The organism is Polaribacter filamentus (assembly GCF_002943715.1).
GTDB lineage: Bacteria > Bacteroidota > Bacteroidia > Flavobacteriales > Flavobacteriaceae > Polaribacter > Polaribacter filamentus.
Genome location: NZ_MQUA01000013.1, coordinates 2,582,955 through 2,600,788, shown reverse-complemented (window position 1 = coordinate 2,600,788; position 17,834 = coordinate 2,582,955). Strand labels below are relative to the sequence as shown.

The window sequence follows — 17,834 nt, the reverse complement described above, 5'->3', positions numbered from 1 at the left end:
TTCAGTATGGACATCAATAAATTAAGAAAAAAACAACAATAACAATTTAAAAAGATAAACGTTATTATGAGCGCAGAATTCGATAACATTTTATTTGACATGCCAAAAACACAATCCAACACCATAAAAGTAATTGGAGTTGGTGGTGGTGGAAGCAATGCAGTAAATCATATGTTTACCCAAAGCATAACAGGCGTAGATTTTGTAATCTGTAATACAGATGCACAAGCTCTAGAAAATAGTCCAATACCTAATAAAATTCAGTTAGGTGCAAATTTAACTTCCGGTTTAGGGGCAGGTGCAAATCCAGAAATAGGAGCACAAGCAGCTAAAGAAAGTCTGCAGGAAATTCAGAAGATGTTAAACACACAAACAAAAATGGTGTTTATAACTGCAGGAATGGGCGGTGGAACAGGAACTGGAGCGGCACCAATTATTGCAAAGATTGCAAAAGATATGGATATCTTAACGGTTGGTATTGTAACCATGCCTTTTGCTTTCGAAGGAAAAAGACGTACAAAACAAGCTCAATTAGGAATTGATCAACTGCGCCAAAATGTAGATTCTTTAATTGTTATTAATAATAATAAATTGCGTGAAGTTTATGGAAACCTTGGTTTTAAAGCTGGTTTTTCTAAAGCTGATGAAGTTTTATCTACTGCGTCTAAAGGAATTGCAGAAGTAATTACACATCACTACAAACAAAATATTGACTTGCATGATGCTAAAACGGTACTTTCTAATAGTGGAACTGCAATTATGGGTTCTGCAAAAGAAGAAGGAGCAAGTAGAGCAAAAAATGCCATAGTGAAAGCATTAGATTCACCTTTATTAAATGATAATAAAATTACGGGAGCTAAAAATGTATTGTTGTTAATTGTTTCTGGTAAAACTGAAGTTACACTCGATGAAATAGGAGAAATTAACGATTACATTCAGGATGAAGCGGGTTATGATGCTAATATTATTATGGGAATTGGCGAAGATGAAGCATTAGGCGATGCCATTGCTGTAACAATTGTAGCTACAGGTTTTGCGCCAGATCAACAAAGTTCAATTACAAATACAGAGGTAAAAAAAGTAGTTCATATTTTAGAAGACGATCAGAAAGCGACGTATAATTTTACTGAAAATAAAGTAACTAAATCAACGGGAATAGAGGATACAACATTGTCAAATGCAGCTCAGCAAAAAGTTGTACATGCTTTAGGTGATGAAATTCAAGACAGCAAACCAATAATGGATTTGGTTGCTACAAACCCAATTATTGCGAGTATGCCAGTAAGTTTTGAAGAGGTTTTTTATGGAGCGGTTGCTGAAGACGATTTTATAATTACGGATGTTGCAAAGGTTGTAGAAAAAATTGAAGAGGCACCAAAGCAAATACAAGCAGATTTATTGTTTGATATGCCTTTAACTTCTCTTAGAGAAGTGAAATCTGAAGAAGAAATTAGATTTAATTTAAATATTGAGAAAGAGTTAAATATTCATGAAATTCAGGTTTATGGAGCTCAAGAAATCAAGTTTGAAAGAAAAGAAGTTGAGAAAAGATATGTTTTAGAAGACTTTGATGCACAACCAACAATTGGTAAAAGTTCTGGTTTTGTAGACAAGAAAAAAATTGAAGAACCAGAAATTCAATTTGAACTTAAAACTAGAAAACCTCCAGTAGAAGTTAATGATATAGATACGATGAGTGAAGAAGTTTCTCCTTTAGATTTAACAATTTCTGAATTGCAAAAAAGAGCAGAAGAACGACGTAGAAAGATGAAAGGCTTCAATTATAAGTTCAGTGATCAAATGAACAAGAATGTAGATGAAATTTCACGTCAGCCAGCTTATAAAAGATTGGGTGTAGATTTAGATAAAAACACTTCATTAAGTAGGGCTGAAACTGCATTGAAAAAAGAAGATGATGGATTAGATTTTAAATCGAATAATTCATTTTTACACGATAATGTAGATTAGTTTTTACTTGAAATTTAATATAAAAATCACGTCCTAAAAAGATGTGATTTTTTGTTTTTATAACTTTTTTTTAATTGGCGTAAACCATCAATCCTATAAAAACAATGTTTTCTAATTGATATTATGAGGTTTAGCTTGTAACAATGTTTTTTATGTCTCGTCTAAGGTACATAATCAATTACACTAAGTATCATGAAATATTTAAAAACAGTAACAAAAGAAAGAGGAATTTTAACATCGCCTTACAAACAAGAAATTAAAAAGAATATGAGGTTAGAGAAATCTAAATCTATTTCTCAAATTAAATCTATGGTTATAAATCATGAAAGAAAAATAGAAAGTGCGACAGGAGTTATTTTACAGGTTTCATTGTTTACTTTTGCAATTATTTTATTTACCTTTTAACTGCAAATTAAAGAATAAAAAAACGGCATAAAAAAAATCCATCTTTTTTAGATGGATTTTAAAATCATTAAACGTTATGCCTTTTAGCATGTAAACCGAGGTCTAAGTTTGCCTTTATCCGGCAATTAATTCAGATAATAATTGCTTAAAAGTAGCTATAGGTTGAGCACCTGTTACGCCACTTTTTCTATTAAATATAATTGTAGGAACAGAAGTAACACCTAAATTTTTCCAATAATTTTGTTTCGTTCGTATTTCTTTTCGAGCTTCGTAGTTGTCTAATTTTGCTAATCCTTCTTCAGAATTTAAACCAACAGCTTGTAAAGCTTGTTTTAAAATATCTCTTGTAGATACATCTTTTCTTTCACTGAAAAAGGCGGTCGTTAAACACATTTTTAGTTCGGTTTGCTTTTTAAATTCTTTAGCATATTCTAATAAAATATGTGCCTCAAAAGTGTTTACCATTCTCATTTCGTCAAAATAATCGAACGTGAAATCAAGTTCTTTTCCAACGTTCGTCATATTTTGTTTTGACTCTTTTTGCTGCTCTAAAGTAGATCCATACTTTTCTGTAAGGTGCTCGGTTACATTTTGACCTTCCGCAGGCATATTGGGATTTAGCTCAAATGGTTGCCATTCAATTTCTACTTGGTCTTGAATACCAAGTTCAATAATAGCTTTTTCTAAGCGTTTGTATCCGATAGTACACCAAGGGCAAACTACATCTGAAACGATATCTATTTTTATTTTTTCTTTCATTTATATACTTTTAATAAAACCTTTCTAATAAAACGAAAGGTATATGATTTTGAAGTAACCTTTTGTAATAATAAGTAAGAAATTAGAATCTATTTAGACCAAGCAAATTTCTTAAACGTGGCGTCAACGGGAGTATTTGCAATATGGTTTGTATAGTTGCTTATTATTTTTTGGGATAATCCTAGAATAATATCTAACAAGTGTCTTTCTTTATAACCCGTTGCGTAAAATGTATTTAACTCGTCTTGAGTTACATGTCCACGAGTACGGACAATCGATAAAGTCATGGTGCGTAATGCTTCTAATTTTGGATTTTTAAGAGGCGTTTCGTTGCGCAGTGCTTCCGTAATAGCATCATCTACTTTCATCATTTTAGCAATTGCTGTATGTGCAGGTACGCAGTAATGACAAGCGTGTTCTACGTTTATAGTTTGCCAAACGACCGTTAATTCTTCATTGTTAAATGATGAATTTACAAATAGCTCATGTATTGTTTTGTATGCTTCAAATAAACCAGGGGATTCGGCTAATACGCCATGTAAACCAGGAATCATTCCGTAGTCTTTTTGTGATTTCTCTAATAAATCTTTGCTCTCTTTTGGTGCGGTTTCTATGTTGTGAACTTTTAATGTTGTCATAATTTCTGTTTTAAAATTTAGTACTGTTAAATAACTCAATAATTGGTTAGTTATAGTTTAAAAAACGTCACAAATTTTGAAATGTTATTTCGATATAATCTTCAATTTCTTGCTTGCTGTTTACTCTGGATGCGGCTGCTAAACCATGTTTTGCCAATAGTAAGAAATTCGCTTGTTTTAGTACTGTTTCCTCATTTTTAGTGGTATCCATTTTTAATTTTTCAATGAATAGGTCTTTTAGACGATTCATAAAAGAAGTCATTTGTTCTTTTAATACTTCATCTTCACTATTTGAAAATTCATTATATGTGTTAGTTACTAAACACCCATTTTGATTGTTATCTCCGTAATTAGAAGCTACCGAGTCATAGAAAAACTGTTTAATATCGATAATACCATTGGAAGCTTTACTTAATTTTTCAAAGACATTATTTATTTGTGACTTGTAAAGGTTTAAGCTTGCAACAAAAAGACCGTGTTTATTGCCAAAACTAGAATATATGGAGAATTTATTGATGCCCATTTCTTGCTCAAGCATTTGCATAGAAGTAGCCTCATAACCATTTTTCCAAAACAAATTCATTGCTTTGGTGACTACTTCTTTTTCTATATACTGCTTTCTTCTTGCCATTATTTTTAGTTACACTACAAAACTAAACAATCGGTTAGAAATAAAAAAATAATTTGTCTCTTATTTTAAATCTATTAATAGTTTAAAAATAAAGAAAATAATATTCATAAATTTAAGGATATGTAAAAGATGTATCGAAGAAATTAGCTTTAAACAAGGCTGCGTGAGCGATAGAAACGGCATCCTTTTTTGCTTTTGTTAAGTATTCTATTCCTAATTTTATAGTTAAAAGTCACAAAACATTGAAAGAAGTTTAGGGTTGCTTTGCAAAAAAGATATAGTGAATAGCGCGGTTACGCTTTTGTGCGTAACATGCCCAAACAAAAAAATCCATCTAAAAAAGATGGATTTTAAAATAGTATTCTCGATTGTGTTCGAGCTGACCCTAAAGTTTAACTCAAAGCTTCTTTAATTCTTTTTATAGCTTCTCTAATTTGTGATTCTGAAGCTGCATACGATAAACGAATACAACTTGGTGCTCCAAATGCATCACCAGTTACAGTAGCAACGCCAGCTTTTTCTAATAAATAGAAAGCAAAATCGTTCGCATTTTCAATTTTTACACCTTTAATTGTTTTCCCGAAGAAATAAGATATATCTGGGAAAACATAAAAAGCACCTTCTGGTACATTTACTTTAAAGCCTTCAATTTCTCTTAACAATCCAACAACGATATCTCTACGAGTTTTAAACTCATCGACCATATATTGTATTTTAGAAACGGGTGCTAAAACAGCAGTAATAGCTGCTCTTTGTGCGATACAATTTGCGCCAGATGTAATTTGACCTTGCATTTTTGTACAAGCTTTTGCAATCCATTCTGCTGCACCAATATAACCAATTCTCCAACCTGTCATCGCAAATGCTTTGGCCAAACCGTTAACGGTAATGGTTCTTTCGTACATGCTTTCTATACCTGCAAAACTAAATGGTTTTGTTTCGTAGTTGATATGTTCGTAGATTTCATCTGATAAAATAAAAATCTTTGGATATTTTTCTAAAACTACAGCCATTGCTCTGTATTCTGCTTCACTATAAATAGTTCCACTAGGATTGTTTGGCGAGTTAAAAAACACCATTTTCGTTTTTGGTGTAATTGCAGCTTCTAATTGTGCAGGCGTAATTTTAAAATCATCTTCAATAGAAGAAGGAATTTCTATGTACTTAGCTTCGCAAAGAATCGCAAGTGCAGAGTAACTTACCCAATATGGAGAAGGTAATAAAACTTCATCTCCAGGGTTTAACAATACTTGCATCACATTTGCAATAGATTGTTTTGCACCTGTAGAAACGACTACTTGACTTGGTTTGTACTCTAGAACGTTATCACGCTTGAACTTTACGCAAATAGCTTCTTTTAATTCTAAATACCCGTCTACTGGCGAATAGGAGTTATAGTTTTGATTGATCGCTTCAATTGCAGCGTCTTTAATAAAATCTGGTGTATTAAAGTCTGGTTCCCCTAAACTTAAACCAATAATATCTTTTCCTTCTGCTCTTAATTCTCTTGTCTTAGCAGCCATTGCTAAAGTTTCAGAAACTGGTAAGCTGTTAATTCTGTCCGATAATGGATGTGTCATTTTGCTGATAGTTGTTGTGTTTTATATTATGCTAATTCAGGTTTTTGCCCTAAAACACCTAAATGTCTAAAATGCTCTACAATAGCTTTACGCATCGTTTCGTACTCATTGTATGGTAAATTAAACTCTTGAGCTGTTTCTTTAACAATTTTAGCTAATTTATCATAATGAACATGAGAAATATGCGGAAAAATATGATGTTCAACTTGATGATTTAAACCGCCTGTATAGAAATTTACCAATCGGTTACTAGGTGCAAAGTTAGATGTTGTGTATAATTGGTGGACTGCCCAAGTGTGCTCTAAATTTCCTTCTTTATCAGGAATTGGCATTTCTGTGTTTGGTACAATATGTGCTAATTGAAAAACCAAACTTAAAATCATGCCAGCAGTGTAATGCATCACAAAAAAGCCTATTAAAACTTTCCACCAAGAAACGTCTAAAATTAATAATGGCAAAACAATCCAGAGTACATAATACACAATTTTAGAAATTATTAATTTTGTCCATTCTGTTGCAGGATTTGGAAACTCACCGTAAGATAATTTGCGTTTTAAATAGCCGTGCATTTGTTTTACATCCGTAGTTATTGCCCAGTTAATGGTTAATAATCCGTATAAAAATATGGAATAATATTTTTGAATTTTATGAATCTTTAGCCACTTTGAGTGCTGCGAAAAACGGATAACTCTGCCCGCATCAATATCTTCATCATGCTCAATAATATTGGTAAAAGTGTGGTGTAAAACATTGTGTTGCACTTTCCAATTATACACATTGCCGGCAAGAATATAAATACTACTTCCCATTAATTTGTTTACCCATTTTTTACTAGAAAAAGAATCATGATTACTGTCATGCATTACATTCATACCAACACCAGCCATTCCAATTCCTGTAACAACCATTAAAACAGCCATGAGCCATTGAGGCATAGAAATCGTTAAAATTAAAATAAACGGAACTAAAAATAACGAAAACATAATAATAGCTTTCGTATACAATTTCCAGTTACCAGTTCTTTTAATGTTATTTTCTTTAAAATATAAGTTGACTCTTTTGTTCAAAGTTCTAAAAAACTTTGCTTTGTCTAAGTTGGAGAATTTAATTGTTTTCATATAGTATCAAATAATAGTGCAAAAATAAACTATTTAAATTTGCTTAATATGATAAACGTACATTTTTGTTAAGAATTGTTGATTACAAATAACTATTTTTGCAGCCTAAACTATATTTATTGATGGAAATTATACACAAGTATTTTAAAAATTTATCGGACATTCAAATTGAACAGTTTTCTAAACTTCAGGATTTGTATGAAGATTGGAATTTAAAAATTAACGTAGTTTCTAGAAAAGATATTGATGAATTGTATCTGCGTCATGTTTTGCATTCTTTAGGAATTGCAAAAGTGATTCAGTTTAAACCAGGTTCAAAAGTCTTAGATGTTGGAACTGGTGGAGGTTTTCCTGGAATTCCGTTAGCAATTTTATTCCCAGAAACCCAGTTTCATTTGGTAGATTCTATTGGTAAAAAAATAAAAGTAGTAAATGAAGTTGTTTCTGGTTTAGGGCTGTTAAACGTAAAAACTACAAATGGTAGAGTAGAAGAAGATAAAGATACGTATGATTTTATTGTAAGCAGAGCCGTTGCGGAAATGGAAACTTTTGTGCGTTGGACAAAAGGTAAAATTTCTAAAAAACAAAATCATTCGTTAAAAAACGGAATTCTATACTTAAAAGGAGGAGATTTAACTGAGGAATTAAAGCTTTATACGTCTGCTATAATTTATAATTTGTCAGATTATTTTGAAGAAGAATTCTATGAAACCAAAAAAGTGGTTCATTTAGGGATGAAGTTTAAGTAAGTGAGGGTTTTATAAATTAACAAATAATCATCAAACGATTCTCTCCATTTTTTTCAATAGGTGCGCGATGAAGACAAGGAAGCACTTTACTCTCTGGATGATCAATTGCTAATTTCCATAAGTTTCCGATACCTAAACTGATAAGACTTGCATTCGGTTTAGGTTGATAGTGTAAATCAAAGAAATATTCACTTAAAAAGGATTCAAATCCTTCATCCACTCCGTTATATAATTTTTTGAGCTCAGCACGTATTTCTGGAATCAGCACTTTTTGGATCGCTTGCGAATTTGGCACTATATCACTCGGCTCTCCATGATACGTGCATAAAAAAGTATCAGTAGAAATAGGGGAACGATCTACATGAAATGAATATACGTCCGTAGGGAAAAATGGATACGCATCGTCTCTTTCATAGTATTTAATCAGATTTAGTGTGGGAGATGCTCCGTGATCTTTTAAAATTTTCAAGTCATTTAAAAGGATTTGACGAGCTAGTTGGCCTTGTTCACTTAATTGAAGTTTAAAAAGTTCTTCTGGATGAAGCTCCGCCATATTTCCATCTAATTCTATTTTTCTAACAATCTCAGAAAAGTCACCGATAAGTTTACGACGATAACAAATTGCATTTACTTCTCCTTGAAAAGATGTGGAAATAAGGTCTTGAAAGTTAGTTACATATTGAATTTGATTCTCAGCCTGAGGTACATCTATCATAATGGGTTACAATTTCATGCTGATTCTACTTCGTTTAAATATTTAAAACAGTTTCGAACATGGTTTTAATTTCTAATACAAATCAACATTTTTAAAAGGAATTAACGCTAAAATTACAGCTTCTGTGTAATATTTAGTCCTATCTGTTATATTTCCAGTTAAAATTCCAACCGCACCGTTTTCTTGTTTAGAGTTATTGCGGTTAAAAACAATATCGTCTGCATCGCCGAGTTCTTTGCCTTCTTTGATTAATTTAACCACCTGTTTGGGTATAAAAAATGTTGCTGTTCTTGATTTACCATAGGTATCAGCAGACTTTACAACAACCCAAGCAAACGCTTCCATTTCATTATCCATAGGTTCAATACCACCTTCTATCCCACAATAAAAGTGAGCATCTTTTATTTCTTTTGAAGCATTATCGGCTCTGTTTTTTGCACCGCGAAAGGTCTCATTATTACTAAGTGGTTGGTCTGCAACACCGGAAGGAACCGAAACACTTATAAACTTGAAATCTTGGTTTGGAAACATTTTTTCAAACCCATTTTTCACTGCTTTTATTTTCACAGGATTTTTAGATGCAACAATAATTTTTATCATGGTAATTAAAATTTACTCTTTTAAAACTGTAACAAGTTCAGCATAATTTACATGTATGCGTTTTTATACTAACTTTTTTCCTCGTATTTATTGTGTATTGTTAGTATTGTTAGTCCAAAAAGAACAGCTAGAACAATCAAAATAGTGGTTATTAATCCGTCTACTCCAAAAGACATTCTTATTAAAATCGTAGAAATCACAAAACCAGAGTTTCTGATAATTTTATGAAACTGATCTGTGTAAAAAAATGAAATTAAAAGGAGTACCACATCCACTAAAATTAGTGCCGTAAAAAATTGATCAAAAAATAGATTGTTGATACTTTTAAAGGTTGGTAATTCGTAAGATGAGCTAGAAATTTCGATAGACCAATTAACAAGAGTATATACAGCCATCACAAAAAATAATGGCACTAAAATAATGGCTATTAACTTTTTCTTTTCAACAAATTTCTCAATAATTGGTTTACTATCTATATGCAGAATTGTTTTTAATTTTCCTTGCTTTTGAAACAGAAAGATTAAATAGAAAAGTAAAAGAGAAGCGACTAAATCATAAGTAAACTGTATATCTCCTTTTATGTCAAACCAATCTGTAGAAAGTTCTAAAGCTGATAAATCCTTAAACAATTTACGGATTATAATTAGTGTTATAATTTCGTATTGTTTGGTTATATAAGTCGTAAACGATTTGGGTAAGTAGTAAATTAAGAGATACACTTCGTAAATAAGAATAAAAGAAAATGGAGTGTAAATAGCTGATATTGGGCTTCTTAGTAGTTCTGAGTTTGCGGGAAAATCGATAAAATTAAATTTCATAAAATAGATTACCGCCAAATGGATAAAAAAACTAAAAATCGCTATTTTAAGAATAATTTTTTCAGTTTTCTCGCGAGTTCTTTCTGACAGAAATATATTGTAAAGCAATGGTACTATTTTATTTTTTTTAATCATACTCATAGATTTTTATTTTTCTTGATTTATTTAACTATCTCAGAATAAACAGGCTAAGTTCAATTATTTTCTTCTTAGAATCAATCTAAATTATAATAAAATAAAATTTAAAAAACCTTTCTTTTCAATTAAATAAAGCCTTTTTAAAAAACATAATTATGTGCAACTATTTTATTTATATTAAAATATATAATAATAAATTCGTTTTATATGTATTAGATTTAAATAGTATTTCACGTAAAATTACAATTTTATTTTTAGTGAAAATGGAAGTATATTTTGTATATTGTATACTTAATTAAATACAATACACTAAAAGATGAAAAATTTTATTTTAAAATGGTATCCAATTATTTTAGCCTTCCTTTGTTTATTATACTCCGTAGGATATGGGATATTAGGTATGACGGCGGAAGCTCAATACTCAGCTCATTGGCCAGGTACAATCTTATTATTTGCAATAGCAATTAGACAAAGAAGAACAACATGAATATAGGGTTTTTTATTGTAGGTGGTATAATATTTGCCGTTTACATGGGGTTAACTATATATAATATACAGTACTCCAATCGAAAACAAAGAGAAGAGAACTACCCAGAGAAAAAGAAACCTAAGTTATAAATGCACCTTCGAAAGTTGGTTAAGTTTAGGTTGGTGTTTAGCTGTATTAGAAGAAACTAAGTATTCTCTTCTACTTTTTTTTGATGTTTTAATGGAAGACATCTTAAAAAAGTAGATAAGAATATCGTTTTTTAAATATAAAACAGTAAAAAACTTCTAAATTTTTTTAACAAAAAATTAAAAAATAGAAGAAGCAGTTTTGGTTGTAAACTTTTCTAAAAATAACATTCCTTTAAAAGAATTTCCTTTTACATTTAGTTTCGGACTCCAAACAGCAATACAATATTTATCTGGATGAATGGCAACAATTCCGCCACCAACGCCACTTTTACCAGGTAAACCAACTCTAAATGCGAACTCCCCAGATTCATCATAAAAACCACAAGTAAGTAAAATGGCATTTATTCTTTTAGCTTGACTCATAGTAAGAACTTTATTTCCTTTATGAGTTGTAAAATTATCATCGGCTAAAAAAAGAGCTATTTCAGAAAGTTCTTTGCAGCTCATTTCTATAGAACAAATATGAAAGTAAAAATCTAACACTTGATCAACATCGTTTTTAATGTTTCCAAAAGATTTTATAAAATTACATAAGGCAATATTTCTAAATCCAGAAATTTTTTCTGACTGTGCAATTTTTTCAGAATAATTTAGATTTTCATTATTAGAAAGTTCTCTGCAAAAATTTAAAAAATCTTCCTTCGGATTTTTTAAATGGCTAATTAAAACATCGCAAACAACAATTGCACCAGCATTTATAAAAGGATTTCTTGGTTTTCCTTTATCAGCTTCTAATTGCAAAAGCGAATTAAAAGGATTACCAGAAGGCTCAACATCGACTCGTTCCCAAATTTTTGTACCTTCTAATTTATACGCTAAGGTTAACGCAAAAATTTTAGTAACACTTTGTATTGAAAATTTCTTATCAAAATCGCCCACGCCAAAGGAATCCTTATTGATATTTGTAATGTTTATACCAAAATTATCAGGACTTACATTTAATAATTCTGGAATATAATCTGCAACTTTACCAAAATCTTCAACGTTTTTTACTTCAAAATAAATATCTTTAATTATTTTTTTATAGTTTTCCACTTTTTCTTATTTTAATGGAATTATTTAGGAAAAACCTAAATAACAGATTTAAAAAAGAGTACGATTTAAATAATTTCTACAAACAAGCCTTCATCCGTTTTAGAAACTTTTGCAAAGTTGTTTTTAGTTAAGTGTTTTAAAGACTTATCCCATTTTTTGTTTGATAAACCTGATTGCTCTTTTAACGCATTCAACGCTATTTTTTCTATTTTTTTGATGATAGCGAGTAACTCCTTTTCACTGTCATTTAACTCTACAGCAACTATTCGTTGTTCTGGTCTCATTTGAGGAAAGAAAAGCACTTCTTGTATCGATTGATTATTGGTTAAAAACATAATTAATCGATCCATTCCAATTCCCATTCCAGAAGTTGGCGGCATTCCATATTCTAGCGCACGTAAAAAATCGTGGTCTATAAATTCAGTCGCTTCATCATCGCCTTTTTGAGCCAATTTTAGTTGATGCTCAAAACGCTCACGTTGATCTATTGGATCATTTAATTCGGAATATGCATTGGCAATTTCCTTACCGCAAACCATCAATTCAAAACGCTCAGTTAATTCAGGGTTTTCTCTGTGTTCTTTACAAAGAGGAGACATTTCTTTAGGGTAATCAGTAATAAAAGTAGGTTGAATGTAATTTCCTTCACATTTTTCACCAAAAATTTCATCAATCAATTTTCCTTTCCCCATGGTTTCATCCACAGGAATATTCATTGATTTTGCAGCAGCTCTAATTTCATCCTCAGTTTTATTATTTATATCAAAACCAGTAAAATGTTTAATAGAATCGGTCATCGTTACTCTAGCATATGGGGCTTTAAAATCTATTTTATGTTCGCCAAAAGTAGCTTCGGAAGTTCCGTTTACAGCAATTGCACAATGCTCTAAAAGTTGCTCACAGAAATCCATCATCCAATTGTAATCTTTGTAAGAAACATAGATCTCCATAGCTGTAAATTCTGGATTATGAGTTTTATCCATTCCTTCATTTCTAAAGTTTTTAGAGAACTCATAAACGCCATCAAAACCACCAACAATTAATCTTTTTAGATACAATTCATTGGCAATTCTCATATATAAAGGAATATCTAAAGAATTGTGATGCGTTATAAAAGGTCTTGCAGCTGCGCCTCCAGGAATTGGTTGTAAAACTGGTGTTTCTACTTCAAAATAACCGGCATCATTAAAAAAAGAACGCATTGCGTTAAACAATTTTGTTCGTTTTATAAACACTTCTTTAACATGTGGATTTACAACTAAATCTACATAACGTTGTCTAAAACGCATTTCTGGATCTGTAAAAGCATCAAAGATTTTACCATCTTTTTCTTTCGGAAAAGGCAAAGGTTTTAAAGCTTTGCACAGTAATTTAAAATCTTTAACAAGTACTGTTTTTTCGCCTACCTTGGTAGTAAATAACACACCTTCAACACCAATAAAATCACCTAAATCTATTAAGTTTTTAAAAACAGTATTGTATTTCGTTTTGTCTTCGCCAGCACAAATTTCATCACGATTAAAGTAAATTTGTATTCTACCTTCGCCATCTTGCAATTGACCAAAAGAAGCTTTTCCTTGCAAGTTTTTTACCATTAATCTTCCGGCAATAATCACTTTTTTTCCTTCCGTATAATTTTGTTTTATTTCGGTCGAATTTGAATCTACTGGAAATAAATCTGCAGGATAAGGGTTGATGCCCAAAGCACGTAATTTTACTAGCTTCTCTCTACGTACAACTTCTTGTTCTGATAATTGCATTTGCTGTTTTTTTTCTGATGTTTATTAAAGAGTGCGAAGATACAATCAAATGAATTAATAGGCAATTCAGAAAATAGTAAAAAAGAAACTATTTATTTGAGGATTATTAAAAACGCCGTATATTTGCAAACTGTTTTTTTAGTAAAAACAGTATTTAGTTGTGTTGTTTTGGTACTTTAGTAAAAGTGCCATGGTTTTGTTAACCAATGGAAAGCTTCCCTGAAACGGGATGCTTTTTTTATTTTAGTAAAACTCAATATTTAAAATAGTGAAGCATTCATTCAAAATTCATAGTTGAACTAATCCCGATTTTCAGCGGGATCCATAGTATGATTTTCGAATGCTCTGCATCAAAAGTTAAAACTTTATTCCATTTTAATACTTTGATTTCTCTTTTAGAACATATGAATTACAACATTTTTTGTTGCTTTTTGTAAAATGAGTCTGCTTGAAGTTTCATTAAATCTCTGGCTATTTTCTGTTTATAACTATACAATTCTTCTTCTTCAGAAATGTCTTTGTATACTTTATTGTCTATAATAATATTCGCTTTTAGCATTTGTGCTCTTTGTTGCACTTGCTGCTGTACCCAAGTTTCTATAGCAGTTTCCGTATCTTCTAATTTAAAATCATATTCTCCTTTTGGTGCTATTAATTTTGCGATTATTGGTGATGTTTCTATCGCCAAAAACAATAAAAAGATGAAGAATGAAGGGAGCCAAGGTAATTTACCAAGTGCAGTTACTCTTGCCATTAATCCGTCAAAATTAGATATAATAGGTTGTGATGTTGTTTCTGCTAATTTTTGATTTTCAACTAGCGCAGCGATTGTAGTTTCTTTACTTTCTATTTTTTCTAAATTATCTTTTTTAAGTTGATGTAAAGCTGATAAAGAAGCATCGTGTTTTTCTCTTTTTTCTTGATAAACAGGTCCTTTTCCTAATTTTTTAGTTCCTTTTGTGCCTTCTGCTTCTGCAATATAAGTTTCATATAATGTATTTGTTGCTGCTTCTTTTTGATTAATTTCTTGTTTTAATACATCAATTTCTGAATTTATTTTCTCAATTTCAGGAGTAAATTGTTGTGCAATTTGGGCCTTCGTATCTATCGTCATTTTAATTTTTTCGGTCAATAAAACTTGATTGATTTCTTTCTCAAACAATTTCAACTCTAAAGGTTTAGAAATAACAACTGCAATAATTACTGCCAATATAATTCTTGGCGAGGCTTGTAACAATTCATTGAGTCTAGAACCTGTTTTTTTGATTGTAGAAACTATAAATCGATCAAGATTAAAGATTAATAAACCCCAAATCACTCCGAAGAAAATAGCCGCGTATAAATTATCAAAAACAGTATACAAAGCATAACTCCCTGCAATGGTTGCCATAACTGCTGTAAAAAAAACAGTGGCTCCAATACCAACAAACTTGTTTTGTTCTCCATTACCACAATTTTCTATAATATTTTTATCAGTCCCGGCACACGTAATAAAGAAATTTTTAAGCACGATTATATATTTTATTATAAAACGTATAAACTTTAAAATTGTTACAAAAAAAACCTCGAATTTTCGAGTTTTTTAAAATTTATTATTTTTTACTAATAATGTAAACAGAACCAGCACCATTTTTATCTTTTTTAACATCAACAGATTCAATTTTATTTGCTGGTATTAATTCCATTTCTTTTTTGCTAATAAGCTTATGATCTAGATAGTATTTGATGTTTTCTTCCTTTTTTGTAGTATCTATCCCTTTTTTAGAAATCCAAACTTCATAAGTACTATCGTCTTTATTTTTAGATTCAATTGATAATTTTTTATTCTTTTTAAATAAATCAGAAGCGGTATCAGCATCTATTTCTTTTCCTTCAAAATAAAATTTTGCTCCTTTTTTATTCATGTCCTTAATGTGCTCTATGGCATTTATTGGAGGTGGAGGTGGTAGTCTATTATTGCTACTTCTCTTTTTCCAGTCGTTTAAAGCTTTTTCAGCCTCTATAATTTGTTCTTTAGATGCGTTTGGAACTGGCGGCGGCGGCGGTAAATCATTTCCGCTTCTTTTTTTCCAATCACTGTGAACTTTTTCAGCTTTTAAAATTTGTTCTTTTGATGCATTTGGAGCTGGTGGTGGTGGTGGAATTAATAATTCATCTTCGTTTGTTAATTCGCTTCTTAATTTATAAAAAACCTTATTGTTTTTCATCAGTTTCAAATAAGGATAATGAGGATGAATTGGTCTTTTGTTTTTCTTTTTATTTTCTTTTGAAAGGTCAAAATAAATACTGCCTAAATCAGAAAATAAGTCATTTAGCTCTTTTTGTCTTTCTGTAGAACTTTCTATAAAATGTGGTTTTTTGTTTCTTTTTGATTCGTAGGTTTTATTTAAGGCATCATAAGCACTAATATCTTTTTTTCTCCTATTCTTTCTATTATCTCTCTAACTTCATCGTCTCTTATTTGATTTTGCTCATTTTTCTCTAAATACTCTTTAAATTCTTGAGTTCTTTTTTCATTTTGAGTATTAAAATATTTTGTAGTTTCTAAATGCGCTTGATGTTCTTGAGGAAAACGTTTACTTCTTGCATTTTTATAAATAAAACTCACAAAGTGACTCGAAAAATCAGACGCTTGGTAATTATTTAAAACGTCGTTTTTTACCACTTTTCCATCAATCCAAACTGCATATTCTTTACCATCTTTTAATTTTTCAATTAATTCTTGGGTTGGTATTTTCTTCTTCGATTTTAAAGGTGGAGGAGGAATTATTCTTTTCTTTTCTTCTATTGTTAATTCATTATATTTCTTTGATATTTGTTTACCGTTTTTATCCTTAAACATAAAAAGGCCTTTACTATGAAAATATTCTTGATAGATTTCTGTTTCTGATAGATCTCCTTTTTTAAACGAAACATCTTCAACTATTTCAGTAATTTCTTCGTTTTCTTGTGCTTCAACTCTTTCTGCAAAGAGGAAAACAAATCCTGCTAATAACGGAATTACTGCTAGTTTTTTCAACCAAATTTTGGTTTGTGAACTTTGTGTTGTCATCATTTTTAATCTTTTTTTAGTAAGTGAATAATTCAAATTACTGGCCAAGTAATAGTCGTTTTTCCAAGCAGCTTTATTTACTAATAAATGTTGATATTGGATGGTATTTTTATGTTCGTTAATAACAGTTTCGTCAGCTAAAAATTCATGATTTAATTGAACCGCTTTTTTAAGTATAATAAAGAATGGATTAATCCAAAAAATGCTCTGAATCAATTCTAAAATTAAAACGTCTAACGTATGTCTTTGGGTAACGTGTGTTAGCTCATGCGTAAATAATTCTTGTTCAATTTTTTGATTTTCATAATCATTTTTGTTGATGAAAATATAGTTCCAAAAAGTGTGGGGCAATATTTTATCAGCAACTAACACCAATACTGCTTTTTGATATTTAATATTTTCGTTACTTCTTATTTTATGAATAAGATGAAATAAATTCTTTCCAAAACGGATTAATAAGATGGTTGTAATAAAACAATAAATAGCAATAAATATTGATGTGTAATGAATTGGTTCTTCTACCATAATTTCCGATGTTATTTCTGTCGGATAAGAAGTAGTTGATGTTTGAGCAGTTCGTATAATTAAAGAAGCAACATCAATATAAATAATATATAGAGGTGCTAGAAGTGAAAAAAGAAGGCTTCCCAACAAATAGAAACGATTAAAAGTATGCATCTTTTCTTTTTCTAAAATAAAATGATAAAATACCAATAGTAATGCTAAACAAGTTGCCGATTTTAAAAAGTAGGGTATCATAATGGTTGCTTTTTAATTTGAGAATCAATCACTTTCTTTAATTCTTCTAATTCTTCTCTTGTAAGATTGGTTTCTTTTGTAAAAAATGAAGCAAACTGACTCGCAGAATCATTAAAGAAGTTTTTAATCAAACCATTAACATGGTTAGAAAAATAATCTGTTTTTTTTATTATTGGATAATATTCTCTAGATTTTCCAAACAAATTATATGCAATAAAACCTTTATCATTAATTCTCTTTAGCAAAGTAGCAACGGTTGTTGTTGCTGGTTTTGGCTCAGGGAAATCAGCTATTAAATCTTTTAAAAATGCTTTTTTACGTTTCCATAAATATTGCATTAATTGTTCTTCGGTTTTAGATAATTGCATCGGTTTTCGATTTTGTTCTACAAACATAGAGTAAATATTTTAATTCTACAAATGTAGAGTTAA

The 17,834-nt window shown here is 30.4% G+C and carries 17 protein-coding genes; 3 read left to right on the top strand and 14 right to left on the bottom strand.

Annotation, left to right across the window (positions count from 1 at the left end; translation table 11 throughout):
- The first annotated feature begins 66 nt into the window (after positions 1–66).
- Complete coding sequence (gene ftsZ / locus BST83_RS13900; RefSeq protein WP_104810307.1) at positions 67–1,968, top strand: cell division protein FtsZ; 1,902 nt, start codon at positions 67–69, stop codon at positions 1,966–1,968.
- 192 nt (positions 1,969–2,160) lie between these two features.
- Positions 2,161–2,373 carry a hypothetical protein gene (locus BST83_RS13895; RefSeq protein WP_104810306.1) on the top strand — a complete coding sequence of 71 codons (213 nt, stop codon included), beginning with the start codon at positions 2,161–2,163 and terminating at the stop codon, positions 2,371–2,373.
- Between the two features lie 114 nt (positions 2,374–2,487).
- Here the strand turns inward: BST83_RS13895 and BST83_RS13890 are convergent, their stop codons facing one another.
- From BST83_RS13890 to BST83_RS13870, 5 genes are all read right to left on the bottom strand, one after another.
- Positions 2,488–3,132: a DsbA family oxidoreductase gene (locus BST83_RS13890; protein ID WP_104810305.1), complete on the bottom strand. Its 645-nt coding sequence runs from the start codon at positions 3,130–3,132 to the stop codon at positions 2,488–2,490.
- A gap of 89 nt (positions 3,133–3,221) precedes the next feature.
- Positions 3,222–3,770: a carboxymuconolactone decarboxylase family protein gene (locus BST83_RS13885; RefSeq protein WP_104810878.1), complete on the bottom strand. Its 549-nt coding sequence runs from the start codon at positions 3,768–3,770 to the stop codon at positions 3,222–3,224.
- Between the two features lie 67 nt (positions 3,771–3,837).
- A complete protein-coding gene (locus tag BST83_RS13880; RefSeq protein WP_104810304.1) occupies positions 3,838–4,401 on the bottom strand; it encodes a TetR/AcrR family transcriptional regulator in 564 nt (187 codons plus the stop codon).
- A gap of 392 nt (positions 4,402–4,793) precedes the next feature.
- Positions 4,794–5,981, bottom strand: a complete 1,188-nt coding sequence (locus BST83_RS13875) for a pyridoxal phosphate-dependent aminotransferase (protein ID WP_205853586.1) — start codon at positions 5,979–5,981, stop codon at positions 4,794–4,796.
- A 26-nt stretch (positions 5,982–6,007) separates the two neighbouring features.
- Positions 6,008–7,099 carry a fatty acid desaturase family protein gene (locus BST83_RS13870; protein ID WP_104810303.1) on the bottom strand — a complete coding sequence of 364 codons (1,092 nt, stop codon included), beginning with the start codon at positions 7,097–7,099 and terminating at the stop codon, positions 6,008–6,010.
- A gap of 122 nt (positions 7,100–7,221) precedes the next feature.
- On the opposite strand from BST83_RS13870, the gene rsmG reads away from it, so the two are divergent.
- On the top strand, positions 7,222–7,848 hold the full coding sequence (rsmG, locus tag BST83_RS13865) for a 16S rRNA (guanine(527)-N(7))-methyltransferase RsmG (protein WP_104810302.1): 627 nt from the start codon (positions 7,222–7,224) through the stop codon (positions 7,846–7,848).
- Positions 7,849–7,864: 16 nt separating this feature from the next.
- On the opposite strand, the gene BST83_RS13860 is transcribed toward rsmG, so the two are convergent.
- The 9 genes from BST83_RS13860 to BST83_RS13820 form a co-directional block, all read right to left on the bottom strand.
- Complete coding sequence (locus BST83_RS13860) at positions 7,865–8,563, bottom strand: hypothetical protein (protein WP_104810301.1); 699 nt, start codon at positions 8,561–8,563, stop codon at positions 7,865–7,867.
- 72 nt (positions 8,564–8,635) lie between these two features.
- Positions 8,636–9,163 carry an inosine/xanthosine triphosphatase gene (gene yjjX / locus BST83_RS13855; protein ID WP_104810300.1) on the bottom strand — a complete coding sequence of 176 codons (528 nt, stop codon included), beginning with the start codon at positions 9,161–9,163 and terminating at the stop codon, positions 8,636–8,638.
- 68 nt (positions 9,164–9,231) lie between these two features.
- Positions 9,232–10,116 carry a hypothetical protein gene (locus tag BST83_RS13850; protein ID WP_104810876.1) on the bottom strand — a complete coding sequence of 295 codons (885 nt, stop codon included), beginning with the start codon at positions 10,114–10,116 and terminating at the stop codon, positions 9,232–9,234.
- A gap of 798 nt (positions 10,117–10,914) precedes the next feature.
- Positions 10,915–11,832, bottom strand: a complete 918-nt coding sequence (locus tag BST83_RS13845; protein ID WP_104810299.1) for a glutaminase — start codon at positions 11,830–11,832, stop codon at positions 10,915–10,917.
- Between the two features lie 65 nt (positions 11,833–11,897).
- Positions 11,898–13,592 carry a lysine--tRNA ligase gene (gene lysS / locus BST83_RS13840; protein WP_104810298.1) on the bottom strand — a complete coding sequence of 565 codons (1,695 nt, stop codon included), beginning with the start codon at positions 13,590–13,592 and terminating at the stop codon, positions 11,898–11,900.
- Between the two features lie 409 nt (positions 13,593–14,001).
- Complete coding sequence (locus tag BST83_RS13835) at positions 14,002–15,102, bottom strand: DUF4407 domain-containing protein (RefSeq protein ID WP_104810297.1); 1,101 nt, start codon at positions 15,100–15,102, stop codon at positions 14,002–14,004.
- Between the two features lie 82 nt (positions 15,103–15,184).
- Complete coding sequence (locus BST83_RS13830) at positions 15,185–15,799, bottom strand: hypothetical protein (protein WP_104810296.1); 615 nt, start codon at positions 15,797–15,799, stop codon at positions 15,185–15,187.
- Between the two features lie 179 nt (positions 15,800–15,978).
- Positions 15,979–17,403 carry a M56 family metallopeptidase gene (locus BST83_RS13825; RefSeq protein ID WP_104810295.1) on the bottom strand — a complete coding sequence of 475 codons (1,425 nt, stop codon included), beginning with the start codon at positions 17,401–17,403 and terminating at the stop codon, positions 15,979–15,981.
- The gene (locus tag BST83_RS13820) at positions 17,400–17,771 is read right to left on the bottom strand and encodes a BlaI/MecI/CopY family transcriptional regulator (protein WP_104810875.1); all 372 of its coding nucleotides are present in this window, start codon (positions 17,769–17,771) and stop codon (positions 17,400–17,402) included. The genes BST83_RS13825 and BST83_RS13820 overlap by 4 nt, the downstream gene beginning before the upstream one ends.
- Positions 17,772–17,834 lie beyond the last annotated feature (63 nt).